Source organism: Ancylobacter aquaticus (assembly GCF_004339465.1).
In the GTDB taxonomy this organism is placed as follows: domain Bacteria; phylum Pseudomonadota; class Alphaproteobacteria; order Rhizobiales; family Xanthobacteraceae; genus Ancylobacter; species Ancylobacter aquaticus.
The window spans coordinates 334,767-359,786 of the sequence record NZ_SMFY01000003.1 but is presented as its reverse complement, the minus strand read 5'-3'; the positions used below and the strand labels follow the sequence as shown (position 1 = coordinate 359,786).

Annotated in this window: 24 protein-coding genes; 7 read left to right on the top strand and 17 right to left on the bottom strand. The window is 68.2% G+C overall.

Annotated features, from left to right (window positions below):
• Window positions 1–60: 60 nt before the first annotated feature.
• On the bottom strand, window positions 61–2,334 hold the full coding sequence (locus EV667_RS17635; RefSeq protein WP_131836649.1) for a heavy metal translocating P-type ATPase: 2,274 nt from the start codon (window positions 2,332–2,334) through the stop codon (window positions 61–63).
• Window positions 2,335–2,413: 79 nt separating this feature from the next.
• On the opposite strand from EV667_RS17635, the gene EV667_RS17630 reads away from it, so the two are divergent.
• Window positions 2,414–2,848 (top strand): MerR family transcriptional regulator, encoded by a 435-nt coding sequence (locus tag EV667_RS17630; RefSeq protein ID WP_131836648.1) that lies wholly within the window; start codon window positions 2,414–2,416, stop codon window positions 2,846–2,848.
• Window positions 2,849–2,863: 15 nt separating this feature from the next.
• Here the strand turns inward: EV667_RS17630 and EV667_RS17625 are convergent, their stop codons facing one another.
• The gene (locus EV667_RS17625; protein ID WP_131836647.1) at window positions 2,864–3,787 is read right to left on the bottom strand and encodes a LysR family transcriptional regulator; all 924 of its coding nucleotides are present in this window, start codon (window positions 3,785–3,787) and stop codon (window positions 2,864–2,866) included.
• 116 nt (window positions 3,788–3,903) lie between these two features.
• On the opposite strand from EV667_RS17625, the gene EV667_RS17620 reads away from it, so the two are divergent.
• Window positions 3,904–5,394: a CoA-acylating methylmalonate-semialdehyde dehydrogenase gene (locus tag EV667_RS17620; protein WP_131836646.1), complete on the top strand. Its 1,491-nt coding sequence runs from the start codon at window positions 3,904–3,906 to the stop codon at window positions 5,392–5,394.
• Window positions 5,395–5,512: 118 nt separating this feature from the next.
• On the opposite strand, the gene EV667_RS17615 is transcribed toward EV667_RS17620, so the two are convergent.
• The 4 genes from EV667_RS17615 to EV667_RS17600 all read right to left on the bottom strand — a co-directional run bounded on the left by EV667_RS17615 (window position 5,513) and on the right by EV667_RS17600 (window position 9,105).
• A complete protein-coding gene (locus EV667_RS17615) occupies window positions 5,513–6,040 on the bottom strand; it encodes a nucleoside deaminase (RefSeq protein WP_131836645.1) in 528 nt (175 codons plus the stop codon).
• A 28-nt stretch (window positions 6,041–6,068) separates the two neighbouring features.
• Window positions 6,069–7,004, bottom strand: coding sequence for a prephenate/arogenate dehydrogenase family protein (locus EV667_RS17610; RefSeq protein WP_131836644.1), 936 nt, complete (start codon window positions 7,002–7,004; stop codon window positions 6,069–6,071).
• Entirely contained in the window at window positions 6,994–8,124 is a 1,131-nt protein-coding gene (gene hisC / locus EV667_RS17605) for a histidinol-phosphate transaminase (RefSeq protein ID WP_131836643.1), read from the bottom strand. The genes EV667_RS17610 and hisC overlap by 11 nt, the downstream gene beginning before the upstream one ends.
• Window positions 8,125–8,202: 78 nt before the next feature.
• Window positions 8,203–9,105 (bottom strand): chorismate mutase, encoded by a 903-nt coding sequence (locus EV667_RS17600; RefSeq protein WP_131836642.1) that lies wholly within the window; start codon window positions 9,103–9,105, stop codon window positions 8,203–8,205.
• Window positions 9,106–9,238: 133 nt separating this feature from the next.
• Between EV667_RS17600 and metX the strand changes: the two genes are divergently transcribed.
• Both metX and metW read left to right on the top strand, forming a co-directional pair.
• Window positions 9,239–10,426 carry a homoserine O-acetyltransferase MetX gene (gene metX, locus EV667_RS17595; RefSeq protein WP_207907792.1) on the top strand — a complete coding sequence of 396 codons (1,188 nt, stop codon included), beginning with the start codon at window positions 9,239–9,241 and terminating at the stop codon, window positions 10,424–10,426.
• Window positions 10,426–11,076, top strand: coding sequence for a methionine biosynthesis protein MetW (metW, locus tag EV667_RS17590; protein WP_131836640.1), 651 nt, complete (start codon window positions 10,426–10,428; stop codon window positions 11,074–11,076). The genes metX and metW overlap by 1 nt, the downstream gene beginning before the upstream one ends.
• Before the next feature lie 11 nt (window positions 11,077–11,087).
• Here the strand turns inward: metW and EV667_RS17585 are convergent, their stop codons facing one another.
• Together EV667_RS17585 and EV667_RS17580 are read right to left on the bottom strand one after the other, a co-directional pair.
• The gene (locus EV667_RS17585; protein WP_131836639.1) at window positions 11,088–11,297 is read right to left on the bottom strand and encodes a hypothetical protein; all 210 of its coding nucleotides are present in this window, start codon (window positions 11,295–11,297) and stop codon (window positions 11,088–11,090) included.
• Window positions 11,298–11,547: 250 nt separating this feature from the next.
• A complete protein-coding gene (locus EV667_RS17580; protein WP_131836638.1) occupies window positions 11,548–12,276 on the bottom strand; it encodes a class I SAM-dependent methyltransferase in 729 nt (242 codons plus the stop codon).
• A gap of 295 nt (window positions 12,277–12,571) precedes the next feature.
• Here EV667_RS17580 and EV667_RS17575 point away from each other — a divergent pair, with 295 nt between their 5' ends.
• The gene (locus tag EV667_RS17575; RefSeq protein ID WP_131836637.1) at window positions 12,572–13,984 is read left to right on the top strand and encodes a DEAD/DEAH box helicase; all 1,413 of its coding nucleotides are present in this window, start codon (window positions 12,572–12,574) and stop codon (window positions 13,982–13,984) included.
• Between the two features lie 159 nt (window positions 13,985–14,143).
• Window positions 14,144–14,425, top strand: coding sequence for a translation initiation factor IF-1 (gene infA / locus EV667_RS17570; protein WP_013168254.1), 282 nt, complete (start codon window positions 14,144–14,146; stop codon window positions 14,423–14,425).
• 79 nt (window positions 14,426–14,504) lie between these two features.
• Here infA and tenA read toward each other — a convergent pair whose 3' ends face one another.
• The 9 genes from tenA to ccmA form a co-directional block, all read right to left on the bottom strand.
• Window positions 14,505–15,179: a thiaminase II gene (gene tenA / locus EV667_RS17565; RefSeq protein WP_131836636.1), complete on the bottom strand. Its 675-nt coding sequence runs from the start codon at window positions 15,177–15,179 to the stop codon at window positions 14,505–14,507.
• A gap of 93 nt (window positions 15,180–15,272) precedes the next feature.
• Window positions 15,273–15,689 carry a F0F1 ATP synthase subunit epsilon gene (locus tag EV667_RS17560; protein ID WP_131836635.1) on the bottom strand — a complete coding sequence of 139 codons (417 nt, stop codon included), beginning with the start codon at window positions 15,687–15,689 and terminating at the stop codon, window positions 15,273–15,275.
• A gap of 68 nt (window positions 15,690–15,757) precedes the next feature.
• On the bottom strand, window positions 15,758–17,191 hold the full coding sequence (atpD, locus tag EV667_RS17555; protein ID WP_131836634.1) for a F0F1 ATP synthase subunit beta: 1,434 nt from the start codon (window positions 17,189–17,191) through the stop codon (window positions 15,758–15,760).
• Window positions 17,192–17,215: 24 nt separating this feature from the next.
• On the bottom strand, window positions 17,216–18,100 hold the full coding sequence (locus EV667_RS17550; protein ID WP_131836633.1) for a F0F1 ATP synthase subunit gamma: 885 nt from the start codon (window positions 18,098–18,100) through the stop codon (window positions 17,216–17,218).
• Window positions 18,101–18,140: 40 nt separating this feature from the next.
• Window positions 18,141–19,670, bottom strand: a complete 1,530-nt coding sequence (gene atpA, locus EV667_RS17545; protein WP_131836632.1) for a F0F1 ATP synthase subunit alpha — start codon at window positions 19,668–19,670, stop codon at window positions 18,141–18,143.
• The gene (locus EV667_RS17540; RefSeq protein ID WP_131836631.1) at window positions 19,670–20,224 is read right to left on the bottom strand and encodes a F0F1 ATP synthase subunit delta; all 555 of its coding nucleotides are present in this window, start codon (window positions 20,222–20,224) and stop codon (window positions 19,670–19,672) included. The genes atpA and EV667_RS17540 overlap by 1 nt, the downstream gene beginning before the upstream one ends.
• Window positions 20,225–20,432: 208 nt before the next feature.
• Complete coding sequence (locus tag EV667_RS22615) at window positions 20,433–20,591, bottom strand: hypothetical protein (protein WP_165901641.1); 159 nt, start codon at window positions 20,589–20,591, stop codon at window positions 20,433–20,435.
• A 15-nt stretch (window positions 20,592–20,606) separates the two neighbouring features.
• Window positions 20,607–21,278 carry a heme exporter protein CcmB gene (ccmB, locus tag EV667_RS17535; RefSeq protein ID WP_131836630.1) on the bottom strand — a complete coding sequence of 224 codons (672 nt, stop codon included), beginning with the start codon at window positions 21,276–21,278 and terminating at the stop codon, window positions 20,607–20,609.
• On the bottom strand, window positions 21,275–21,913 hold the full coding sequence (ccmA, locus tag EV667_RS17530; RefSeq protein ID WP_131836629.1) for a heme ABC exporter ATP-binding protein CcmA: 639 nt from the start codon (window positions 21,911–21,913) through the stop codon (window positions 21,275–21,277). Before ccmA ends, ccmB begins: the two co-directional genes overlap by 4 nt.
• Window positions 21,914–22,133: 220 nt before the next feature.
• On the opposite strand from ccmA, the gene acnA reads away from it, so the two are divergent.
• Entirely contained in the window at window positions 22,134–24,818 is a 2,685-nt protein-coding gene (gene acnA / locus EV667_RS17525) for an aconitate hydratase AcnA (protein WP_131836628.1), read from the top strand.
• The last annotated feature ends 202 nt before the right edge of the window (window positions 24,819–25,020 follow it).

Here is a 25,020-nt window from a genome sequence, read left to right as displayed (position 1 = left end):
TCATCCCGGACGACCGGATACGGCCGCTGGCCGTTCCGGGATGACGGACGGGGCGGCGCCCTACCCCTTCCGCCCCAGCAGTCTCAAGGCGTTCGCCGTCACCAGTACGGTCGCGCCGGTGTCGGCAAGGATGGCCGGCCATAGACCCGTGATGCCGGCGATGGTGGTGACGAGGAACACCGCCTTCAGCCCCAGCGCCAGCGTTATGTTCTGGTGGATGTTGCGCATGGTGGCCTGCGACAGCCCGATCATCGCCGCGACATCCCCCACCCGCCCGTGCAGCACGGCGGCGTCCGCCGTCTCCAGCGCCACGTCGGTGCCCCCGCCCATGGCGATGCCGACATTGGCCGCCGCCAGCGCAGGTGCGTCGTTGATGCCGTCGCCGACCTTGGCGACCTTCAGCCCCTCGCGCTGCAACTCGTTGATAATGCGCTGCTTGTCCGCCGGCATAAGCCCGGCCCGCACCTCGATGCCGAGAGCGGCGCCGATCGCCTGCGCGGTGCGCTCATTGTCGCCGGTCAGCATGATCGTGCGGATGCCGGCGGCCTTCAGCGCATCGAGCCCAGCCCGCGCGTCCGCGCGCGGCTCGTCGCGCAGGGCGATCAGTCCCTGGGCGCGCCCATCGGCCAGCAGCACCGCCACCGTCTTGCCGGCCTCGTTGAGGGCGGCAATGGCGGCGCTCTGCGCCTCGCTCAGCGGCGCGCGGGCGGCGGCGGCCTTGGGCGAGCCGAGGAACAGCGCCGCGCCGTCCACCGTGCCGCTCACCCCTTCGCCGCCCAGCGCGCCCGCCTCGCGTACAGTCGGCACGCTGAGCCTGCGCGCAGCCGCTTCCGCGAGTATGGCGTTGGCGAGCGGATGGGTGGAGCCGGATTCGAGCGCGGCGGCACGGGAAAGCAGTTCGTCCTCGTTGCCCTCGAAGGCCACGATATCCGTCACGTCGGGCCGGCCCTGCGTCAGCGTGCCGGTCTTGTCGAAGGCCACCGCGTCGATGGTGCGCAGCGCCTCCAGCACCGCGCCGCCCTTGATCAGCAAGCCGCGACGTGCCCCCACGGCCAGCCCGGCGGCGATGGCGGCCGGGGTGGAGATCACCAGCGCGCAGGGGCAGCCGATGAGCAGCAAGGCGAGGCCCTTATAGACCCATTCATCCCACCCGGCGCCGAACAGCAGCGGCGGCACCACGGCTACCAGTGCTGCGAGAACGACGACGAAAGGGGTGTACCAGCGTGCGAAACGGTCGATGAAGCGCTCGGTCGGCGCCTTGCTCTCCTGCGCCTCCTCCACCAGCCGCACCACGCGGGCGATGGTGTTGTCGGAGGGCGCCGTGGTGGCGCGCAGGGTGAGCGCGGCCTCGCCGTTCACCGTGCCGGCGAACACGCCATCGCCCGCCTGCTTGCCCACCGGCACGCTCTCGCCCGTCACCGGCGCCTCGTTCACCGATCCAACGCCGTCCAGCACTTCGCCATCGCAGGGGATGCGCTCGCCGGGGCGCACGAGGATCACGTCGCCAATGGCGAGGCTCTCCGCCGGCACCTCGCGCGTGGTGGCGCCCTCCACCCGCCGGGCGGTCTTCGGCACGAGGGCGGTGAGCGCGCGGATGGAGGAGCGCGCCCGCCCGGCGGCGACGCCTTCCAGCAGTTCGCCGACGAGGAACAGGAACACCACGGCTGCCGCCTCCTCCGAGGCGCCGATGATGACCGCCCCGACCGCCGCGATGGTCATCAGCATCTCGATGGAAAAGGGCGTTCCCGACAGCGCCGCCATCAGCGCCCGCCGGGCGATCGGTACCAGCCCGAGCGACAGGGCTGCGATGAAGATCCAGGGGTCGAGCCCGGGGTAGAAATGGCCGAGCCCATAGGCACCCGCCAGCGCCGCGCCGCAGATAAGGGTCAGCCGCGCCTTGCCGGTCTTCCACCACGGCATGTCGTCGGGCAGATGGGAATGGCCGCCGGGTGCCGGGGCCGGGGTCGCCGCCGCGCCGGCCGGGGCAGCGTGGTCGTGTCCGGTATGGTCGTGCCCCGCATGGTCGTGCTCATCATGCGAATGAGCATGACCATGGCCGCAGCCTGGGCCATGGTCGTGCCCGCAGTGGGGGTCGCGACCGGGCGCCGCCTTCGCCGTGGCCGGCAAGGGCGAGATGGCGTAGCCAAGCCCGGTGACGCGCCGCTCCAGCAGCATCAGGTCGGCGCCCTCGTGGGACACCGTCATCGTGCCCGCCGCCACCGCAACCGACACGTCTGCGACGCCATCGAGGCGCCGCACCGCTGTCTCGATCTTCATGGCGCAGGACGCGCAGTCCATGCCCTCGATACGATAGCGGGTCTTTGCGGCTGACATGTCGTCTCTCCTGCACCGGGCCTTGCTTCGGCGGCAGACAGACCCTAGTTCCTCTAGCGACTAGAGGAGCAAGCGGGAAATGACAGGCATCTTCACCATTGGCGACGCCGCCCGCGAAAGCGGCGTGAAAGTGCCGACCATCCGCTATTACGAGGAAATCGGCCTGCTGCCTTCCCCACCGCGCACCGAGGGCGGGCGCCGCGCCTATGGCGCGACCGATCTGCGCCGGCTGGCCTTCATCCGCCATGCGCGCGAGCTGGGCTTCGAGATCGACGCCATCCGCACCCTGCTGAAACTGCAGGACGAGCCCGACCAGTCCTGCGCCGCTGCCGATGCCATTGCCCGCGATCATCTGGCCGGCGTCGAGCGGCGCATCGCCAGCCTCACGGCGTTGCGTGCGGAATTGCAGCGCATGGTCGAGGGCTGCTCGCACGGCCATGTCGCCAGCTGCCGGGTGATCGAGATCCTCGCCGACCATGGCGAATGCGCGCATCATCAGGGCGGGCGGGCCTGACCGCACGGGCGCCGCTCAGGCCTGCGCCAGTCGCGCCTCGTCCCGCCCGGCCGGCTCCTGCGTGAAGCCCGCCCGCGCCTCGCGCACCGCTGCGGCGATGAAATCCTCCACCGTGCGGATGCGCCGGAGGTCGCGGATATCGGCATGCGTCACCAGCCAGTAGGCGCGGCGGAAGCTCAGCTCCGGCAGCACCCGCACCAGTTCGGGATGCTCCAGCGCGGCGTAGTCGTGCAGGATGCCGATGCCCCCGCCCGCGCGCACCGCCTCCATCTGGCCGACCACGCTGGCGCATTCCAGCCGGCGCGCCTCCACCTCGCGAAACACCTCGAAATAGTCCAGCGCCGGCGAATAGACGAGATCGGGCACATAGGTCACCAGCAGCCGGCCGGTGACATCGCGCAGGTCGTCGACCGGGCCGGTGCGGGCGAGATAGTCCCGGGAGGCATAGACGCCGAGCGTGTAGTCGGTGAGCTTGCGCGCCACCAGCCGCCCCTCGCTGGGCCGTTGCAGCGTCACCGCGATATCCACCTCGCGCTTGGGCAGCGAAAAGCTGCGCGGTAGCGGCGCCAGCTGGATGGAGAGGCCGGGATGTTCCTCGGCCAGCCGGCCGAGGCGCGGGGCGAGGAAATAGGTGCCGAAACCGTCCGGCGCGCCGATCCGCACCGTGCCGGCGAGCGCGAGATCGACATTGCCCAGCGCCGCCTGCGCCTGCAGCATCTCGGTCTCGATGCGCTCGGCATGGGCGAGCAGCCGCTCGCCGGCGGGCGTCAGCTCGCTGCCGGTGGTGCGCCGCTCCAGCAGCTTCGAGCCGAGGCTCGCTTCCAGCGCGCCAAGCCGGCGGCCGACGGTGGCGTGGTCGAGCCCGAGCTGGCGCGCCGCCGCCAGCATCTGGCCGGCGCGGGCGACCGCGAGAAAGATGCGCAGATGATCCCAATCCATGGGACCATCACTAGCCAATTGTGCGCAGCCGCACAACGGATGCGAAAACATCGTCGTTGAAGTGACGACTTTCGACAAGCACAACCGCAGGCAGGAAGAACAGAGGGGAGATCGTCATGGCGGTCATCGGGCATTACATCGGCGGCAAGGCCGTCACCACGGCCGGGCGCAGTTCGCCGGTCTTCGATCCCTCCACCGGCGCGCAGACCGGCGAGACACTTCTCGCCAGCGTCGCCACGGTGGGCGAGGCGGTCGCTGCGGCCGCCAAGGCATTCCCCGGCTGGGCCGACACGCCGCCGCTGAGCCGCGCGCGCATCATGTTCAAGTTCAAGGCGCTGCTGGAGCGCGACATCGACGCGCTGGCCGAAGCCATCACCCGCGAACACGGCAAGACCTTCGAGGACGCCAAGGGCGAAGTCACCCGCGGCATCGAGGTGGTCGAGTTCGCCTGCGGCATTCCCCATCTCCTGCGCGGCGACTTCACCGAGCAGGTGGCGCGCGGCGTCGACGTGTTCTCGGCCCGCCACCCGCTTGGCGTGGTGGCCGGCATCACCCCGTTCAACTTCCCGGTCATGGTGCCGATGTGGATGTTCCCGGTGGCGCTGGCCTGCGGCAATGCCTTCGTGCTGAAGCCCTCCGAGAAGGACCCGACCCCCTCGCTGATGCTCGCGGAACTGCTCAGCGAAGCCGGCCTGCCCGCTGGCGTGTTCAACGTGGTGCAGGGCGACAAGGAGGCGGTCGACGCCCTCCTCACCCACCCGGACGTCGCCGCGGTGAGCTTCGTCGGCTCCACCGCCATCGGCGAATATGTCTACAAGACCGCCGCCGCGAACGGTAAGCGGGCGCAGGCGCTGTGCGGCGCCAAGAACCACCTCGTTGTCATGCCCGACGCCGATCTCGACAAGACCGTCGACGCGCTGATGGGCGCGGGCTACGGCTCGGCCGGCGAGCGCTGCATGGCAGTGTCGGTGGCCGTGGCCGTCGGCGGCGTCGGCGACGCGCTGATGGACAAGCTGGTGCCGAAGGTGCGGGCGCTGAAAGTCGGCCCCGGCATCGACCGCGACAGCGAAATGGGTCCGCTGGTGACGAAGGAACACCTCGCCAAGGTCTCCGGCTATGTCGATGACGGCGTCGCCGCCGGCGCCGAGCTGGTCGTCGACGGGCGCGGCCTCAAGCTGCAGGGCTATGAGAACGGCTATTTCATCGGTGGCTGCCTGTTCGACAACGTCACCCCCGACATGAAGATCTACAAGGAAGAGATCTTCGGCCCGGTGCTCTCCGTGGTGCGTGTCGATCGCTACGACGAGGCGCTCAAGCTGGTCAACGAGCACGAATACGGCAATGGCGCCGCCATCTTCACCCGCGACGGCGACGCCGCCCGCGCCTTCGACCGCGACGCCAAAGCCGGCATGATCGGCATCAACGTGCCGATCCCGGTGCCGGTGGCCTTCCACTCCTTCGGCGGCTGGAAGCGCTCGGTGTTCGGCGACCGCAATGTCTATGGCATGGAGGGCGTGGGCTTCTACACCAAGATGAAGACCACCACCGCCCGCTGGCCCACCGGCATCCGCGAGGGCGCCCAGTTCGTCATGCCGACCAGCGGCTGAGGTCATCCGCCTCGCCAAAGCGTCATCCCGGACGGCCAGAGGCCGATCCGGGATGCCAGCGTCTCTTGCTCCCGCGCATGGATCACGGCTCTGCGCTCCGCGTCGGCCGGGATGACGACTAGACGTCGGCCCGGCCTGTTCCCCGCACCGCCGCCTGGAAGGGCGGGGCGCCGCCCTCCCGCCAGAACAGCTCCGATGTCGTGTCAAGGAAGGTGGCGAAAAGCGCCTTCGCCTCGCTGCGACGCACGCCTGCGACAATCTCCACCGGCCGGTGCTGGTGGCGTAGCGGCGCGCCTGTGAGCGTCACCGAGGCGCAGCCGCCATAGGCGTCCTCCATCGCGTAGACCAGTCGTGCGATCGGCAAATGCAGCAGCGTGCCGAAGCACATCACGCAGGGCTCCAGCGTGGTGTAGAGGGTCAGGCCGTCCGCACGGGAAAAGCGATAGTCGCCCATGAAAACCCGGTGAAACAGGTTCATCTCGGCATGGCTGAGATGATTGGACGCCATGGACTTGTGCGCGCGGCCGAGAACCTGCGCTCCCCGCGCCAGCACCGCGCCCACGGGAAACACACCCGCTTCCAAGGCTGAGGCCGCCTCCGCCAGCGCCTCCCCCATCATGCGTTCATCGCTCGACAGATGCTCCATCGGTAACGCCCCTGAAGCCCCTCCCACCTCAGTCGTGCGAGCGGCCGAAGTCCGGCGCGGCCGTCTCCTGGCCGATCTCGATGATCGAGCGGCGGATGGCGCGGGTGCGGGTGAACAGGTCGAACAATTTGTCGCCCTCGGCCCAGCGTATCGCCCGCTGCAGCGCGATCAGATCCTCGGTGAAGCGCCCGAGCACCTCGATCACCGCCTCGCGATTGTTGAGGAACACGTCGCGCCACATGGTCGGGTCGGAGGCGGCGATGCGGGTGAAGTCGCGGAAGCCGCCGGCGGAATACTTGATGACCTCGGACTGCGTCACCGCCTCCAGATCCGCCGCCGTGCCGACGATGTTGTAGGCGATGAGGTGCGGCACATGCGAGGTGATGGCCAGCACCAGGTCGTGGTGCTCGGGCGTCATGGTCTCCACATTGGCGCCCATCGCGCTCCACAGCGCGGAAAGCCTCGACACCGCGCCCTCGTCCGCCCCCTCGGGCGGGGTGAGGATCGACCAGCGATTCTTGAACAGCGTGGCGAAGCCGGCATCCGGGCCGGAATATTCCGTGCCCGCCACCGGATGGCCGGGGACGATGTGCACATTGGCCGGCAGGTGGGCGCGCAGCGCGCTCACGACCGCGCCTTTCACCGAGCCGACATCCGAGACGATGGCGCCGGCTTTCACATGGGGGGCGATGGCCTGCGCCACCGCGCCCATGGCGCCGACCGGCACGCAGAGGATGATGATGTCGGCACCGTCCACCGCCTGCGCCGGGGTCTCGGCGACGCAATCGGCGATATCAAGCGCCAGAACACGCGCGCGCACGGCCTCGGACCCGTCATAGGCGACCAGCGTGCCGGCCAGCCCGCGCGCCCTGGCAGCGCGCAGGATGGACGAGCCGATGAGCCCGACGCCGATGACGGTGAGCCGGCCGATGAGCGGATGCGCCAGAGGCGGATCAAGCACCATCGCCCGTCTCCCTGCCGGCCATGAACGCCTTCAGCACCTCGACCAGCAGCCGGTTGGCCTCCTGCGTGCCGATGGTCACGCGCAGCGCGCCCGGCAGGCCGTAGGAATCCACCCGCCGCAGGATCAGCCCGCGCTGGCTGAGGTAAGCGTCGGCCTCCTTCGCCGTGCGGCCGGGCACATCGGGAAAATGCACCAGCAGGAAGTTGGTCACGCTCGGCGTCACGGTGAGGCCCAGCGCGGTTAGTTCCTGCGAAAGCCAGGGCAGCCACGTCTCGTTATGGGCGATGGCGGCGTCGACATGGCCGGTATCCTCGATCGCGGCGACGGCGGCGGCGAGGCCGGGCGCCGAGACGTTGAACGCCCCGCGAATGCGGTTGACCGCGTCCACCACCTCCGCCGGCCCGTAGAGCCAGCCGACCCGCAGCGCGGCAAGGCCGTGGATCTTCGAGAAGGTCCGCAGCATCACGACGTTCGGGCAGGTCGCCACCAATTCGATGCCGGCCTCATAGTCGTTGCGGCGGACATATTCGGCATAGGCCGCGTCGAGCGCGAGCAGCACATGGGGCGGCAGGCCGCGCTGCAGCCGCTTCACCTCGTCGAAGGGGATGTAGGTGCCGGTCGGGTTGTTCGGATTGGCCAGGAACACCACGCGGGTCTTCTCCGTCACCGCCGCCAGCAGCGCATCGACGTCGGAACGGTAGTCCTTTTCCGGCGCCACCACCGGGGCCGCCCCGGCCGCCAGCGCGGCGATGCGGTAGACGAGGAAGCCGTGCTGGGAATAGAGCACCTCGTCGCCCGGCCCGGCAAAGGCGGCGGCGGTCAGCATCAGCAGTTCGTCCGAGCCGGTGCCGCAGACGATGCGCGCCGGGTCGAGCCCATAGGTCGCGGCAATCGCCTCGCGCAGCTTCGTCGACGAGCCGTCGGGATAGAGCTCCAGCGCGGTGGCCGACTGGAAGGCGGCGATGGCCTTCGGGCTGGGGCCGAGCGGGTTCTCATTGGCCGAGAGCTTGTGCACCTTCACGCCCGGACCGGCATGCGATTTCCCCGGCACATAGGCCTCGATCTCCAGCACGCTGGCGCGCGGGACGGGACGGGTGGGGCGGGACGCGGCGGTCGACATGAGGGGGCTCCGAAGGGCGGCGGTTCTCGAAAGAGGAAAGGTCAGGTGATGGAGGGCGGGCGGGACCGGCGCGGGGCGTCAGCCCTGCGGCGAGTGGGTATAGCGGCTCGCATGGCTCCCGACGAGGGCCGCCGCGCGCACCGAAGCACCGCCTTCGCGCAGTGCCGCCAGCACCGTGTCGAGATTGACCGCGCCGCCGACCGGGATCGAGGCCAGCAGCGCCGCGCCGTCGAGCCCGCGATCGGGCACCGCGATCACGTCGGCCAGCGGCGCCAGCGCGCGGGCCGCCTGCGCGTTCCAGCCCGATATATGCAGGCTCCAGGTTTCCACCTCCGTCACCGCCCCGTCCGTCACCGGATGGGCGATGCAGAACACCGGCAGGCCGGCGGGGTGGTCGGCCCGCTCGACGAAGGGCAGGCGGGCGATGATCTTGGGCGCATGGGCGCCCTCCAGCGCCGTCCACCAGGCCCCGGCGGAGGGCGAGGCGAAGGCCGGCACCAGGCCGAGATCACCGCGCGAACGCGCCACCGCCGCCACCACGCCGGCCGCGCCCATATGGCCGATGAACGGCACGGTGAAACCGAAATGGAAGCGCGAAGCGTCGCGCATCGCCGCCTCGCCCGAGGCGAGGTCGGCATGCACGGCGTAAGGCGCCTGCACATAGGTGAAAGTGGAGATGATGACGCGCCAGATGCCTTCCACCGTGTCGAGGGGAAGGATGCCGCGGTGCCGGTCGACGATCTGGCGCATCATCGAGGCCTCGCGCGCCGGGCGGAAGGCCGAACCGCTCTCGGTGCCCTGCGCCCGTTTCACTGCCACCAGCCGGTCGATGATCTGGCTGCGCTCGATCAAAAGCGCGTGCATCGAGGCGTCGATGCGGTCGATCTCCGCGCGCAAGGTCCCGAGGTCCGGCGCGGCAGGCGCACAGACCGGCGAAAGGGCGGCTTGCGGCCCTTCGGGCCTATCGGCTTTCATGTCCATCGGGGGATGTCGTACCCCTCGCGCGCGCCGCGCGCAAAAGAAAATCGGGGGCCCGCCTCTATTGACAAGTGGCGGCTGTGGGATCATCCGATCGTCCGGTATAAAGAACTCTTCGTCCGGTATGACGGTTCCCATGTCCGACAACACGGTCCAGCGCGATCTTTCGGCTTATGAGGCGGCCCGCGCCGAAGCGGACCACCCGCATTCCGCCGTGGTGCGCTTCGGCGCCGAGGCGCCGCTCCAGCTCGATGCTGGCGGTGTGCTGACCCCGTTCCAGATCGCCTACCAGACCTATGGCACGCTGAACGCGGCGCGCTCCAACGCCATCCTTCTGTGCCACGCCCTCTCCGGCGACCAGCACGCGGCGAATGTCCATCCCGTCACCGGCAAGCCGGGCTGGTGGGAAACGCTGGTCGGCCCGGGCAAGCCCATCGACACCGAGCGCTTCTTCGTCATCGCCTCGAATGTGCTGGGCGGATGCCTCGGCACGACGGGCCCCTCCTCGACCAACCCGTCCACCGGTCAGCCCTATGGCCTCGACCTGCCCGTGGTGACGATCCGCGACATGGTGCGGGCGCAGGCGATGCTCATCGACCATCTCGGCATCGAGAAACTGCTCGCCGTGGTCGGCGGCTCCATGGGTGGCATGCAGGTTCTGCAATGGGCGGCGAGCTATCCCGAGCGCGTTTTCGCCGCCATGCCCATCGCCACGGCGGCCCGGCACTCGGCCCAGAACATCGCCTTTCACGAGGTCGGCCGGCAGGCGGTGATGGCCGATCCCGACTGGCGCGGCGGGCGTTATCTGCATGAGGGCACCAGCCCGCGACGCGGCCTCTCGGTCGCGCGCATGGCCGCCCACATCACCTATATGTCGGATTCCTCGCTGCACCGGAAATTCGGCCGGCGGCTGCAGGATCGCGACGGGCACACATTCTCGTTCGACGCCGACTTCCAGGTGGAGAGCTATCTGCGCCACCAGGGCGAGTCGTTCGTCGACCGCTTCGACGCCAATTCCTATCTCTACGTCACCCGCGCCATGGATTATTTCGACCTCGCGGGGGAGTATGAGGGCGTGCTGGCCAATGCCTTCAAGGGTGTGAAGACGCGCTTCTGCCTGGTCTCTTTCACCTCCGACTGGCTGTTCACCACGGCGGATTCGCGCGCCATCGTGCACGCGCTCAACGCCTCCGGGGCGCAGGTCTCCTTCGCCGAGATCGAGAGCGACAAGGGCCACGATTCGTTCCTGCTCGACGAGCCGGAATTCTTCGCCATCACGCGGGGGTTCATCGATGCCGCCGCGCGTGCCGTGGGAGCTCTCTGATGGCCGCGCGCGACCTCACCATGAGCGAGGCCGCCCGCGTCGCGGGCGCGCGGGTCGATCTGCTGCTCATTGCCGAGATGGTGCGGCCCGGCTCGCGGGTGCTCGATGTCGGCTCGGGCGACGGCGAATTGCTGGAACTGCTCGCCACCACGCGCGGCTGCGACGCGCGCGGCATCGAATTGTCGCGCGAGGGCGTCAATGCCGGCGTGGCGCGCGGCCTGCCGATCATCCAGGGCGACGCCGATATCGATCTGGCCGACTACCCCGACAATTCCTTCGACTACGTCATCCTCTCGCAGACCATCCAGGCGACGCGCCGGCCGAAATGGGTGCTGGAACAGATGCTGCGCGTGGGCAGCCACGCCATCGTCTCCTTCCCCAATTTCGGCTTCTGGCGCATGCGGCTCGACCTATTGGTCAATGGCCGCATGCCGAGCACGGAAAACCTGCCCTATAGCTGGCACGACACGCCGAACATCCATTTCTGCACCATCCGCGATTTCGTCGCGCTGGTGGAGGAAGTCGGCGCCCGCATCGACCGCGCGGCGGCGCTCAACGGCTATGGCCACCCGGTCCGCGTCAACCTGCCCTGGGCGGTATGGAACCTGCTCGGCGAGCAGGCCGTGTTCCTGCTCTCGCGCAAGGGGTGACCGGGGCGCCGTCAGCGCAGCAAAAACGACGGCATGTCGTGCGGGCCATCGGCGATGGCACCGATTGTCACGGTAGCTGCATCGACCGTGTCGACAAGGCGATGGCACTGGCAGTGAAGCTCGCGGCACTCGGCTGAGGCAAAGAGGGACAGTTCCTTCGGGACATTCCCTTGATGCGGCATCTCGGCCAGCGTTGCGGTCAGTTCCTGCGACGCATCCAACGCCCGTGCCACGCGTTCGGCAGATTCGGCCTCGATAAGAAACGGCGTGTCTCGGCGAGACAACGCGCGGCATGGACGGTCATTTCAACGGCATGCCGCATCCGAGGTCATACGATGGAGCCTTCGCGGACGCGCTTGAAGGCCTCTTCTGCCGGGAGAACGTTCCCGTCCCGAATGTCCTTCTGCCCCATCTGGACGATCCGCATCAACGCGGTCGCCTCCTGCATCTGCTCATCAAAGGCTCGCCCCCTCACCCCCCCATCGGCTGCGGCGCCAGCACCGGCTCGAACACCCGCAGGCGGGCGCGGCGCTTGGTGGGCACCGGCTTGTAGACCTGCTTGGTGGCCTCGACGATGTGCACCCCGGCGAAGGGCAGCGCCAGCGTGGACCCCGCCCGTTCCCACGCCACCGCCGAGCGCAGGAACCAGTTGCGCGGCACGGGGGGCATGTACAGTGCCTCGTCCCAGCCCACCGGCGTGAACAGCGCCTGGCGCAGGAGATCGGTGATCTGGGTGCGCGAAAACGGCCGTCCATGGCCGAACGGGTTGTTCTCGGTGCGGGCCCAGATGCCGCGCCGGCTCGGCACCACGCAGATGAGCCGACCGCCCGGCGCCAGCACGCGCCAGACCTCGCGCAGTACCTCCCTGGCCTCGGGGGTCATCTCCAGCAGATGCACGGCGATGACGCGGTCGATCATCCCGTCGCGCAGCGGCAGCTCGGTCTCATCGACCAGCGCCGCCAGCGTCGGCGCGGCCGAAGGCCAGCGCGTCACGCCCTGCGCACCCGGCATGAAGGCGAGCGCCCGCTCGCATTCCTCGCGGAACATGCCCAGATAGGGCGTGGCATAGCCGATGCCCAGCAGCGACAGGCCGCGCACATTGCCGGAGCGCGCGCGGATGGCGCGGCCGACAAGGCGGCGCGTCACCACGCCGATGGGCTGGGCATAGAAGCTGCGAAGGCCGACAACATCAGGATACATGGCCCAAGCTTATAGCCTGAACCAATGACGCCTTGAAATCACCACCCTTTTAGGCCACATAGGCGGGGCATGCGGGATCTTCGTCCGCATCGGGGCCGCGTCGCTCGATGTCCGCTTCGGCTGGGAGCCGGATCCGGTCAGGTTTTCCTGATCGAATGTCCGCCTTCACTTCTGAGCCGCGGCAGTCTTCGGCCCTTCATCACCTGAAATCGCCGACGTCCCAGGCCACGCGGGGTGTCTCACCACCCCCGTGATTCGCGGTTTGCGCCCGATGTGTGCGCGAACGCAATCGCCCATGAAAGATTTTTACTTGAACTCCTTTTCCGAACTCGGCCTTGCCGAACCGATCCTGAAAGCCCTCGCGGAAGCGAACCACACCACCCCCACCCCGATCCAGATCCAGGCCGTGCCGCAGGTGCTGGCCGGGCGCGATCTTATCGGCATCGCCCAGACGGGCACGGGCAAGACGGCCGCCTTCGCGCTGCCGATTCTCCAGCATCTCGTCACCAACCGTTTCCGCCCCGAGCGCCGCTCCGCCCGCGCGCTGGTGCTGAGCCCGACCCGCGAACTCTCGGGCCAGATTCTTGAGAGCTTCCGCCTGTATGGCAAGCATGTGCGCCCCTCCACGGCGCTCGCCATCGGCGGCGTGCCGATCGGCCGCCAGGCCCGCTCGCTCGCCAATGGCGTCGACGTGCTCGTGGCGACCCCCGGCCGCCTCGTCGACCTGCTTGAGAACAACGCCGTTCGTCTCGACATGGTCGAAGTGCTCGTCCTCGACGAAGCCGACCAGATGCTCGACATGGGCTTCATCCACGCCATCCGTGCCATCTGCGCCCGGCTGCCGGCCAAGCGCCGCAACCTGTTCTTCTCGGCCACCATGCCGCGCGAGATCGAGAAGCTGGCGGATTCGCTGCTGACCGACCCGGTTCGCGTCGCGGTGACGCCGGTCGCCAAGACGGCCGACCGTGTCGAGCAGAAGGTGATGTTCACCGATCGCTCGGGCAAGCCGAACCTGCTGGTCGAGCTGCTGTCCGGCCCGGACATGGACCGCGCCCTCGTCTTCTCCCGCACCAAGCACGGCGCCGACCGTGTGGTGAAGGGTCTGGCCGGCGCCGGTATCGCCGCCGAGGCGATCCACGGCAACAAGTCGCAGCCGCAGCGCGAACGCGCTTTGGCCGCCTTCCGCCAGGGCGTCGTCAAGGTGCTGGTGGCGACCGATATCGCCGCCCGCGGCATCGACGTCCCCGGCGTCAGCCACGTCATCAATTACGACCTGCCCAACGTGCCGGAGAGCTATGTCCACCGCATCGGCCGCACCGCGCGCGCCGGGCGTGAGGGCATCGCCATCTCGCTGTGCGATGGTGAGGAGCGCGCCTTCCTGCGTGACATCGAGCGGCTGATCAAGATCACCATCCCCTCGGTCGACCGTCGTGGCGAAAGCCGTCGCGAAGGTGCTCCGCGCCTCGAAGGCTTCCGTTCGGAAGGCCGCCCCGAGGGCGCCCGTCCCACGCGGGACTCCCGTGGCCCGCGCAGCGATGCGCCGCGTGGTGCCCGCCCGTTCGCGCGTGGCCCGCGCCCCGAAGGCGACGTTCGCAAGGACGGCCCACGCCATGAAGGGCCCCGGCTCGACACGGTGGTGCGCCGGGATGGCCCGCCGCTGGAAGGCCGCCGGCCGCCCCGCCGCAAGGCCTATCGCGCCGCCCCGTGAACAGTTGATGCGGCCCCGCACGCCCGGAAAGGGTGCGCGGGGTGTCGCGGGGGCTGGCATCTGCGGCACCGCAGCACTATCAGGACAAGACAAATGCCGGCCGGCAGGGTATTGGCCTAGCGGCAAGGCCGGCAGCAGCCTTTACGAGGAGAGCCATTAATGGCGAAAGAGGAACTGCTCGAGTTCGACGGCACCGTGACGGAAGTTCTGCCCGACGGCAACTTCCGCGTCGTGCTCGACAATGAACACGAGATTCTCGCCTATGCGGCGGGCAAGATGAAGAAGAACCGCATCCGCACCATCGTCGGCGACCGAGTCGTCGTCGAGATGTCGCCCTATGATCTGGAGCGCGGACGCATCAATTTCCGTCACAAGACCGGCGGACCGACCCCGCCCATCGGCAGCGGCCAGCGGCGCCCGCCTCCCGGTCGTCGGCGCTGAGCAGCCGGGCGTCGCCGCCCGGCCCCTCTCCCCGCCTCGCGCGGGCATGCCTCGTTCGTCCGCGCCGCGCCCGGTTGGTTCAGACCGGCCAGTCGGCAAGGCGCCAGGCCGAATCCCAGAACATCCATTCGAGTTCCGTGGCCCGCTTGTAGGCCGCGTGCATGCGCGCGAGCACGGCGGGGGACGCACCCGTCGCCGCGCGATCAGTGGTGGCGATTACCGCCCGCACCGCCTCGTGGAACTCCTCGCCGGCATACGTGTCGATCCAGGCGTCGTAGGGGTTGGGCCGCACCGCCCGGCCGAGAATGTCGCGACCGACCTCGGCATAGATCCAGAAGCACGGCAGCAGCGACGCCAGCACCACCGGGTAGGGCTCGCTATAGGCGGTCGCGATCAGGAAGCTGGAATAATGGTGGCACACCGGCGACATCGGCGTGCGCTCGAATTCCGCCGCGTCGACGCCGAAGCTCTCGAAGAAGTCGGCATGCAGCGAGCGCTCCACCACGACCGCGACCTTGGCCCCTTCCGCGAACTGCACCAGCCCGTCCGGATCGTCCGCCTTGGCCGCCGCGATTGCCAGCGCCCGGCCGAAGGCGATCAGGTAGTGCGCGTCCTGCAGCATGTAATGCCGGAAGCGCTCCAGTGACAGCGTTCCATCCGCCAGCGCCTCGTTGAAGGGCATGGTGCGGATCGCCTCATAGGTCGGCAGGTTCCGGCCCCAGGCGTGGGCGCTGAAAGTGGAGCCTTCGCTCATGGGCGTTTCCTCCTGACATGAAAAAGGGCCGCTGGTGACAGCGGCCCGGATCATAACCGTCTCACGGGGGGCGGCAACGCGCGCCCGTCACGTTCAGTGCGAGATACGCGCATCCGCCTCGATGGCCGCCGCCGCCGATGTCAGCTGTTCGAGGAACTGCTGGCGGCTCGCGCGGATGGTCTCGTCGCGGGCGTCCTCGACGTCTTCCTGGGCGTCGCGGATCATCTTGGCGAGGTTCTCGGCACGCAGCTCGGCGAGCGGAATGGCGGTCTCGGCCAGCACGGTGAGGCCCTGCGGGTTGGCTTCGGCGAAGCCGCCGCGCACGAAGAGCTTCTTCGGCGCGCCATCGCCCTTGATCGTCAGCACGCCGGGCTTCAGCGTCGACACGAAGGGCGCATGACCGGCAAGGATGCCGAACTCGCCCTCAGCGCCGGGGACGATGACTTCCGTCACCGCGCCGGAATAGACGAGGCGCTCGGGAGAGACGAGTTCAAACGGGAAGGTGGCCATGGATCCTCCAGGGATGCGTCAGCGTCAATGATCGACGCCCCGTGCCGTCAGCGGCCGGGGCGCGCGGATCACGCGGCTTCGGCAGCCATCTTCTTGCCCTTCTCGATCGCCTCTTCGATGGTGCCGACCATGTAGAAGGCCTGCTCCGGGAGGTGATCATACTTGCCTTCCACCAGGCCCTTGAAGCCCTTGATGGTGTCGGCAAGGTCGACGAGCTTGCCGGGCGAGCCGGTGAAGACTTCGGCGACGTGGAAGGGCTGCGACAGGAAGCGCTCGATCTTGCGGGCGCGGGCGACGGTGAGCTTGTCCTCTTCCGAGAGCTCGTCCATGCCCAGGATCGCGATGATGTCCTGCAGCGACTTGTAGCGCTGCAGGGTCTGCTGGACCGAGCGCGCCACGTTGTAGTGCTCCTCGCCGAGGATCAGCGGCGAGAGAATGCGCGAGGTCGAGTCGAGCGGGTCGACGGCCGGATAGATGCCCTTTTCGGCGATCGAGCGCGACAGGGTGGTGGTCGCGTCAAGATGGGCGAAGGAGGCGGCCGGCGCCGGGTCGGTCAGATCGTCGGCCGGCACGTAAATGGCCTGAACCGAGGTGATCGAACCCTTGGTCGTGGTGGTGATGCGCTCCTGCAGCGCGCCCATGTCGGTGGCGAGCGTCGGCTGATAGCCCACCGCCGAAGGGATGCGGCCGAGCAGAGCGGAGAGCTCCGAGCCGGCCTGCGTGAAGCGGAAGATGTTGTCCACGAAGAACAGCACGTCCTGGCCCTGGTCGCGGAAATGCTCGGCGACCGTCAGGCCGGTCAGCGCGACGCGGGCGCGGGCGCCGGGGGGCTCGTTCATCTGGCCATAGACCAGCGCGCACTTGGAGCCCTCGGTGGAACCGCCATGCTCGTGCGGGTCGACGTTCACCTTGGACTCGATCATCTCGTAATAGAGATCGTTGCCCTCGCGGGTACGCTCGCCGACGCCGGCGAACACGGAATAGCCGCCATGCGCCTTGGCGATGTTATTGATCAGCTCCATGATCAGCACGGTCTTGCCGACGCCGGCGCCGCCGAACAGGCCGACCTTGCCGCCCTTGGAATAGGGCGCCAGCAGGTCGACGACCTTGATGCCGGTGACGAGGATTTCAGCCTCGGTCGACTGGTCGGCGTAGCTGGGGGCCTGCTGGTGGATGGCGCGGGTGGTCTCGCCGACGATCGGGCCCTGCTCGTCCACCGGCTCGCCGATGACGTTCATGATGCGCCCGAGCGTGCCGGCACCGACCGGCACCGAGATCGGGGCGCCGGTGTCCGTCACCGCGGTGCCGCGGACCAGACCTTCGGTCGAGTCCATGGCGATGGTGCGCACGGTGTTCTCGCCGAGATGCTGAGCCACTTCGAGCACGAGGCGAGCCCCGTTATTCGTGGTATCCAGCGCGTTCAGGATCTCCGGGAGGTGATCCTCGAACTGCACGTCCACGACGGCGCCGATGACCTGCGTGATGCGTCCGACATTAGCCATGTTCGTCGTCCTTCCGGTCCTGCCTCAGAGCGCCTCGGCGCCGGAAATGATCTCGATGAGTTCCTTCGTGATCATTGCCTGGCGGGTGCGGTTGTAGGTCAAAGTCTGCTTCTTGATCATGTCACCCGCGTTGCGGGTGGCGTTGTCCATCGCGCTCATGCGCGCGCCCTGTTCGGACGCGCCATTTTCGAGCAGCGCCTTGAAGACCTGGACCGCGAGGTTGCGCGGCAGCAGGTCGGCGAGGATTTCGGCCTCGCCAGGCTCGTATTCGTAGACGGCCTCGGCGCCGGTGACGGCGGCGGACGGCGCGGCGAAGGTCGCCGGAATCAGCTGCTGCGCGGTCGGGGTCTGCGAGATCACCGACTGGAAGCGGCTGAAGAACTGGGTCGCGACGTCGAATTCGCCGGCAGCGAACATCGCGCCGATCTTGTCGGCGATCTTCTGGGCGTCGGCGAAGCTGACGCCGCCCTTGCTGGTGCGCAGCTCGACGACCTCGACGATCTGCTTCTCGAACTGGCGGCGCAGCGCGTCGTGGCCCTTGCGGCCCACGCAGAAGATCTTGACCGTCTTGCCCTGCGCCATCAGCGAAAGGGCGCGCTCGCGGGCGAGGCGGACGATCGACGAGTTGAAGGCGCCGCACAGGCCGCGCTCGGCGGTCAGCACGAGCAGCAGATGCGTCTGGTCCTTGCCGGTGCCGGTCAGCAGCAGCGGCGCGTCGGGCCCGCCGGAAATCGTGCCGGCGATGTTGCCGAGCACGCTCTCCATGCGCACGGCATAGGGGCGCGCGGCTTCCGCCGCCTGCTGGGCGCGCCGCAGCTTGGCGGCGGCGACCATCTGCATGGCCTTGGTGATCTTCTGCGTCGCCTTCACCGAAGCGATGCGATTGCGCAGATCCTTAAGGCTGGCCATCTAACTTGGACTCCCCTGCCCCGGTGCTCGGCTCTGCCGCTCAGGCGAAGGTCTTGGAGAAGGAATCGAGCGCCTTGACAAGCTTCTCGGCGGTATCCTTCGACAGTTCCTTCGACGTGCGGATCGCGTCGAGAATGTCGGCATGCTTGGTGCGCAGGAAGATCAGCAGGCCCTGCTCGAACTCGCGCACCTTCGCCACCGGCAGCACGTCGAGATAGCCGTTGGTGCCGGCATAGATCACCACCACCTGCTCCTCGACCTTCAGCGGCGAGAACTGCGACTGCTTGAGCAGCTCGGTGAGGCGGGCGCCGCGGTTCAGCAGCTTCTGCGTCGAGGCGTCGAGGTCGGAGCCGAACTGGGCGAAGGCGGCCAGTTCGCGATACTGGGCGAGCTCGCCCTTGATCTTGCCGGCAACCTGCTTCATCGCCTTGATCTGGGCCGAAGAGCCGACGCGCGACACCGAGAGGCCGACGTTCACCGCCGGGCGGATGCCCTGGAAGAACAGGTCGGATTCCAGGAAGATCTGGCCGTCGGTGATCGAGATCACGTTGGTGGGGATATAGGCCGAGACGTCGTTGGCCTGCGTCTCGATGACGGGCAGGGCGGTCAGCGAGCCGGCGCCGTTGTCGTCATTGAGCTTGGCGGCGCGCTCCAGCAGGCGCGAGTGGAGATAGAACACGTCGCCGGGATAGGCTTCGCGGCCCGGCGGGCGGCGCAGCAGCAGCGACATCTGGCGGTAGGCCACGGCCTGCTTGGACAGATCGTCATGGACGATCAGCGCGTGCATGCCGTTGTCGCGGAAGAACTCGCCCATGGCGGTGCCGGAGAACGGCGCCAGGAACTGCATCGGCGCGGCGTCGGAGGCGGTGGCGGCGACGACGATGGAATATTCCAGCGCGCCCTGCTCTTCCAGAACCTTCACGAACTGGGCGACGGTGGAACGCTTCTGCCCGATCGCGACATAGACGCAATAGAGCTTGGCCTTCTCGTCGGTGCCGGCGTTGATCGACTTCTGGTTCAGGATGGCGTCGAGCGCCACGGCGGTCTTGCCGGTCTGGCGATCGCCGATGATCAGCTCGCGCTGGCCACGGCCGATCGGGATCAGCGCGTCGATGGCCTTGAGGCCGGTCTGCATCGGCTCGTGGACGGACTTGCGCGGGATGATGCCCGGCGCCTTCACGTCGACGCGGCGGCGCTCGGTGTACTCGATCGGACCCTTGCCGTCGATCGGGTTGCCCAGCGCGTCGACGACGCGGCCGAGCAGGCCCTTGCCGACCGGAACGTCGACGATGGCGCCGGTGCGCTTGACCGTCTGGCCTTCCATGATCTCGCGGTCGGAACCGAAGATCACGACGCCGACATTGTCGATTTCGAGGTTCAGCGCCATGCCGCGCGTGCCGTTCTCGAACTCGACCATCTCGCCCGCCTGGACGTTGTCGAGCCCGTAGATGCGGGCGATGCCGTCACCGACGGACAGGACCTGACCGACCTCGGAGACTTCGGCTTCCTGGCCGAAATTCTTGATCTGCTCCTTGAGGATCGCGGAAATTTCAGCGGCGCGGATATCCATCAGCGAACCTCTTTCATCGCAGTGCGGATCGAATTGAGCTTGGTCTTGAGCGAGGCATCGACGAGCTTCGAGCCGATCTTGACCTTCAGCCCACCCAGAAGCGAGGGATCAACCTCGATGGCGAGCTTGACGTCCTTGCCGGTGAGCGCGTCGAGCGCCTGCTTCAGCGTGGCGGCGTGAGCGTCCGAAAGCGGCTGCGCCACGGTCACTTCGGCCGTCACTTCGCCCTTATAGGCGGCGACCAGCAGCGCGAAGTCGCGCAGGATGGCCTCGACGGTGAAGAGCCGGCGGTTGGCCGCAACGGTCTTGAAGAAATTGGCGGAAAGACCCGTGATGCCGGCCTTGGCGAGGAGGGCGGCGATCGCCTTCTCCTGCTCCTCGGACGAGAAGACCGGGCTGCGCACCAGGCGCTTGAGATCGTCGCTCTCGGCGATCATGGCGCTGAACCTGTCCAGGTCCGCCTTGACCGCATCGACAGCATTGGCGTCGCGGGCCAGCTCGAAGAGCGCTGTCGCGTAGCGTCCTGCCGCTCCGGATACGTAGGTCTCGGCCACTTTGCCTCTCTCGGGGCTTGTCCGGAGCGCGTCACCCGACAGGGACGCCTCTTCCAGACTGGAAGGATGTGAACTCAAGGCGGCACAGGGATTTCCCTATACCCGGCAGCGAGGTCGGCGGTTCCCTAACACGGCTCTCGGCGTGCTGCAACACGAGGGCGTGAGGGAAAAACCGGGGCAATTGACGTAGCGGCCGGATAATGCCGGCTCACGCGCCATCTCCCGCCGCCGCAAGGCTTTGCGCGCCCTGCGGCGCATTGCTGCACCACGCCTTTTCCCCACCCCGCCGACGGGTTTTCCACGCCTGCGCGAGGATGTCGCGCTTTCTGGCATACCAGAGTTCGCCCCGCACGCACAGGATCGCCATCGTGGAGGCGCGCGCTCAGTCGCGGGCCACCCGGAGCGCCGCCGCCGCCGCGATCGGCCCCAACACCATCGCGGCCAGCGAGAGGCCAAGCAGAATGCGGAACGGCGTGCCGAACGGCACCGTGCCGCCGAGCGCGGTGGAGGTGGCGGCGACGGCGAAGATCAGCACGGGAATCGTCAGCGGCATCACCAGCACCGCCACCAGCAGCCCGCCGCGCCGGAACACGGCGGCGAAGGCGGCGCCGATCAGGCCGAGAAAGGTAATAGCCGGCGTGCCGACCAGCAGGGTCAGCGTCAGCGCACCGATGGAAGCGGGCGCGAGGTTCAGCAGCAGCGCCAGCACCGGCGCCGCCACCACCAGCGGCAGGCCGGTGGCGATCCAGTGCGCCAGCCCCTTGGCCGCCGCCACCAGCTCCAGCGGCAGTGCGCCCATGGACAGCACGTCGAGCGAGCCGTCCTCGGCGTCGGCGGCGAACAGCCGGTCAAGGCCGATCAGCGATGCCAGCAGCGCGCCGATCCACAAGATCGCCGGGCCGATGCGGGCCAGCAAAGCAAGGTCCGGCCCGATGGCGAAGGGCGTCACCACCACAACGGCGAGGAAGAACACGACGCCGAGCCCCGCCCCCCCGCCGGCGCGCAGGGCAAGCCGCAAATCGCGGACGAGCAGTGCCCCAAACGCCCGCCTCATGCGTCCACCCCCTCGACAACCGGCCGTGCGGGCCGCCAGGCGCCGAGATCGAGCCCGTCGCAGGGGCCGAAATCGAGCGGGGCATGGGTGGCGGCGACGATCAGCCCGCCCGCCGCCACATGCGCCCGCGCCAGTTCGCCGAAGCGCGCCTGCGCCGCCACGTCGAGCGCCGTAGTCGGCTCGTCGAGCAGCCAGAGCGGACGCCGCGCCACCAGCAGGCGGGCCAGCGCCAGCCGGCGCTTCTGCCCGGCCGAGAGCACTGCCACCGGCAGGCGCTCCAGCCCGCCGAGACCGACCGCGTCCATCGCCTCGCCGACGGAAAGCGCCGGGCGCCCGAGCATGTCGCGCCAGAAGGCGAGGTTCTCCTGTGCGCTCAGCGCACCCTTATGGGCGTCGAGATGGCCGAGATAATGCGTTTCCTCGGTGAAATCGTCCGGCTCGGGCGTCCCGTCCATCCGCATCGCCCCGGCTTCCGGCCGCGCCAGCCCGGCGAGGATGCGCAGAAGCGAGGATTTCCCCGTGCCGTTCGGCCCGGTGACGATCAGCGCCCGCCCGGCCTCCAGCGTGAAGCCGAGTCCCTGGAAAAGCAGGCGCACGCCGCGCCGGCAGGCCAGATTCTCCACCACGAGCTGCATCACCCGCTCCGCCCCCTGCCGCAGCCGACGCGCCGCACAATTTTCCGACGCATCGCGTCATGCCCTCTAGGATCGGAGTTTGAAATGGCTCTATATAGAAATCTGAACGATGCGCCCCGTGCCGTGCCAGGGCCTGCCCGAGCTGAGCTATAGCCCGCGCGCCCGCTTCCCTCCAAGGCCCAGCGCATCCTGTCACTTTGTTAGCGGGGACCTGCCAGCCGTGACGTCTCTCGACAGCTTCAAAAGCCGTAAAACCCTCACCGTCGGGTCCAGGACCTACACCTATTACAGCCTGCCGGAGGCGGAGAAGAACGGCCTCGACGGCGTCTCGGCGCTGCCCTTCTCGATGAAGGTGCTGCTGGAGAACCTGCTCCGCTTCGAGGACGGCCGCTCCGTCTCGAAGAAGGACATCGTCTTCATCAAGGACTGGCTGGTCAACCGCGGCAAGGTCGAGAACGAAATAGCCTACCGCCCCGCGCGCGTGCTGATGCAGGACTTCACCGGCGTTCCCGCCGTGGTCGACCTCGCCGCCATGCGCGACGCCATGGTGCATCTGGGCGGCGACCCCAAGCGGATCAACCCGCTGGTCCCCGTCGACCTTGTCATCGACCATTCGGTGATCGTGAACTTCTTCGGCGACAACGCCGCCTTCGGCAAGAATGTCGATGAGGAATACAAGCAGAACCAGGAGCGCTATCGCTTCCTGAAATGGGGCCAGTCGGCCTTCGACAATTTCCGCGTGGTGCCGCCCGGCACCGGCATCTGCCACCAGGTGAACCTCGAATATCTCGCCCAGACCGTCTGGACGAAGGACGAGGACGGGCAGACCGTCGCGTATCCCGACACCTGCGTCGGCACCGACAGCCACACCACCATGATCAACGGCCTGGGCGTGCTGGGCTGGGGCGTGGGCGGCATCGAGGCGGAGGCGGCCATGCTCGGCCAGCCGGTCTCCATGCTGATCCCCGAGGTCATCGGCTTCAAGATGACGGGCGAGATGAAGGAAGGCATCACCGCCACCGATCTCGTGCTCACCGTCACCCAGATGCTGCGCAAGAAGGGCGTGGTCGGCAAGTTCGTCGAGTTCTTCGGCCCGGGCCTTGACCACCTCACCCTCGCCGACCGTGCCACCATCGGCAACATGGCGCCGGAATATGGCGCCACCTGCGGCTTCTTCCCGGTCGACCAGGAAACCATCGCCTATCTCGACGAGACCGGCCGCACCGACGAGCGCATCGCCCTCGTCGAGGCCTATTCGAAGGCGCAGGGCATGTGGCGCACCGCCGGCACCGCCGACCCGGTGTTCACCGACGTGCTGGAACTCGACATCTCCACCGTGCTGCCCTCGCTCGCCGGCCCCAAGCGCCCGCAGGACCGCGTGCTGCTCTCCGGCACCAAGCAGGGATTCTTGGCCGCGCTGGAAGGCGAGTTCAAGAAGGCCGGCGAGACCGGCAAGCGCGTGCCTGTCGCCGGCACCGACTATGATCTCGGCCATGGCGACGTGACCATTGCCGCCATCACCTCCTGCACCAACACCTCCAACCCGAGCGTGCTGATCGCCGCCGGCCTGCTCGCCCGCAACGCCGTGGCCAAGGGCCTGACGTCGAAGCCGTGGGTGAAGACCTCGCTGGCGCCCGGCAGCCAGGTGGTCGAGGGCTATCTCAACGCCGCCGGCCTGCAGGGCGACCTCGACGCGCTCGGCTTCAACCTGGTCGGCTTTGGCTGCACCACCTGCATCGGCAATTCCGGCCCGCTGCCGGAGGCGATCTCGGAAGCCATCAACACGCACGACCTCATCGCCGGTGCCGTCATCTCCGGCAACCGGAATTTCGAGGGCCGCGTGAACCCGGACGTGAAGGCGAACTATCTCGCCTCCCCGCCCCTCGTCGTCGCCTATGCCATTGCCGGCTCGCTGCAGATCGACCTCGCCACCGAGCCGCTCGGCATCGGTTCGGACGGCCAGCCGGTGTTCCTCAAGGACGTTTGGCCGACGAACCAGGAAATCGCCGCCTTCATCCGCGCCAACGTCACCAAGACGATGTTCCAGGAGAAATATTCCGACGTCTTCAAGGGCGACGCGAATTGGCAGAAGATCGCCATTCCGCTGGGCGAGACCTATGCCTGGGACGACCGCTCCACCTATGTGCAGAACCCGCCCTATTTCGAGGGCATGGGAATGGAGCCGGAGCCCGTCACCGACATCATCAAGGCGCGGGTGATCGGGCTGTTCCTCGATTCCATCACCACCGACCACATCTCGCCCGCCGGCTCGATCAAGGAAGCCAGCCCCGCCGGCGCCTATCTGCGCGACCATCAGGTCCGCCCGGCGGACTTCAACCAGTACGGCACCCGTCGCGGCAACCATCAGGTGATGATGCGCGGCACCTTCGGCAATATCCGCATCAAGAACCAGATGCTGAGCGGCACGGAAGGCGGCTTCACCCGTCACTGGCCGGACGGCACCGAAATGCCGATCTACGACGCCGCCATGCTCTACCGGCAGGAAGGCGTGCCCACGGTTGTCTTCGCCGGCAAGGAATACGGCACCGGCTCCTCGCGCGACTGGGCGGCCAAGGGCACGGCGCTGCTCGGCATCCGCGCCGTCATCGCCCAGAGCTTCGAGCGTATCCACCGCTCGAACCTGGTCGGCATGGGCGTGGTTCCGCTGGTGTTCCAGAACGATGAGTCCTGGCAGTCCCTCGGCATCAAGGGCGACGAGGTTGTCACCCTCAAGGGCATCGAGGGCGACCTCAAGCCGCGCCAGACGCTGATCGCCGAGGTCACCTTCGCCGACGGCACGGTGAAGCAGGTTCCGCTCACCTGCCGCATCGATACGCTGGACGAGCTGGATTACTTCCGCAATGGCGGCATCCTGCCCTTCGTGCTGCGCAATCTCGCGGCCTGAGCCGGCGGCTTCGCCTGCGTGAAAAGCCGGCGCGGGCCTCCACCCGCGCCGGCTTTTCCACATTCGGGCGCCCCGCGCCCGCACTTCCGCCGTGCCCGGCCTCGTGCCACAAGCTGTCACGCCGGCGTGCGCGGCGACACCCGAATGTGACTGGTCGGCGCGCGCCGGCCGCCTTATTCCCTTGGGAGCGGACCGGCCGGCA

Coding starts and splice junctions, on each gene's coding strand:
- EV667_RS17635 (WP_131836649.1), bottom strand. CDS start 2,334: ATGTCAGCCGCAAAGACCCGCTATCGTATCGAGGGCATGGACTGCGCG.
- EV667_RS17630 (WP_131836648.1), top strand. CDS start 2,414: ATGACAGGCATCTTCACCATTGGCGACGCCGCCCGCGAAAGCGGCGTG.
- EV667_RS17625 (WP_131836647.1), bottom strand. CDS start 3,787: ATGGATTGGGATCATCTGCGCATCTTTCTCGCGGTCGCCCGCGCCGGC.
- EV667_RS17620 (WP_131836646.1), top strand. CDS start 3,904: ATGGCGGTCATCGGGCATTACATCGGCGGCAAGGCCGTCACCACGGCC.
- EV667_RS17615 (WP_131836645.1), bottom strand. CDS start 6,040: ATGGAGCATCTGTCGAGCGATGAACGCATGATGGGGGAGGCGCTGGCG.
- EV667_RS17610 (WP_131836644.1), bottom strand. CDS start 7,004: ATGGTGCTTGATCCGCCTCTGGCGCATCCGCTCATCGGCCGGCTCACC.
- hisC (WP_131836643.1), bottom strand. CDS start 8,124: ATGTCGACCGCCGCGTCCCGCCCCACCCGTCCCGTCCCGCGCGCCAGC.
- EV667_RS17600 (WP_131836642.1), bottom strand. CDS start 9,105: ATGGACATGAAAGCCGATAGGCCCGAAGGGCCGCAAGCCGCCCTTTCG.
- metX (WP_207907792.1), top strand. CDS start 9,239: ATGTCCGACAACACGGTCCAGCGCGATCTTTCGGCTTATGAGGCGGCC.
- metW (WP_131836640.1), top strand. CDS start 10,426: ATGGCCGCGCGCGACCTCACCATGAGCGAGGCCGCCCGCGTCGCGGGC.
- EV667_RS17580 (WP_131836638.1), bottom strand. CDS start 12,276: ATGTATCCTGATGTTGTCGGCCTTCGCAGCTTCTATGCCCAGCCCATC.
- EV667_RS17575 (WP_131836637.1), top strand. CDS start 12,572: ATGAAAGATTTTTACTTGAACTCCTTTTCCGAACTCGGCCTTGCCGAA.
- infA (WP_013168254.1), top strand. CDS start 14,144: ATGGCGAAAGAGGAACTGCTCGAGTTCGACGGCACCGTGACGGAAGTT.
- tenA (WP_131836636.1), bottom strand. CDS start 15,179: ATGAGCGAAGGCTCCACTTTCAGCGCCCACGCCTGGGGCCGGAACCTG.
- EV667_RS17560 (WP_131836635.1), bottom strand. CDS start 15,689: ATGGCCACCTTCCCGTTTGAACTCGTCTCTCCCGAGCGCCTCGTCTAT.
- atpD (WP_131836634.1), bottom strand. CDS start 17,191: ATGGCTAATGTCGGACGCATCACGCAGGTCATCGGCGCCGTCGTGGAC.
- EV667_RS17550 (WP_131836633.1), bottom strand. CDS start 18,100: ATGGCCAGCCTTAAGGATCTGCGCAATCGCATCGCTTCGGTGAAGGCG.
- atpA (WP_131836632.1), bottom strand. CDS start 19,670: ATGGATATCCGCGCCGCTGAAATTTCCGCGATCCTCAAGGAGCAGATC.
- EV667_RS22615 (WP_165901641.1), bottom strand. CDS start 20,591: ATGGCGATCCTGTGCGTGCGGGGCGAACTCTGGTATGCCAGAAAGCGC.
- ccmB (WP_131836630.1), bottom strand. CDS start 21,278: ATGAGGCGGGCGTTTGGGGCACTGCTCGTCCGCGATTTGCGGCTTGCC.
- ccmA (WP_131836629.1), bottom strand. CDS start 21,913: ATGCAGCTCGTGGTGGAGAATCTGGCCTGCCGGCGCGGCGTGCGCCTG.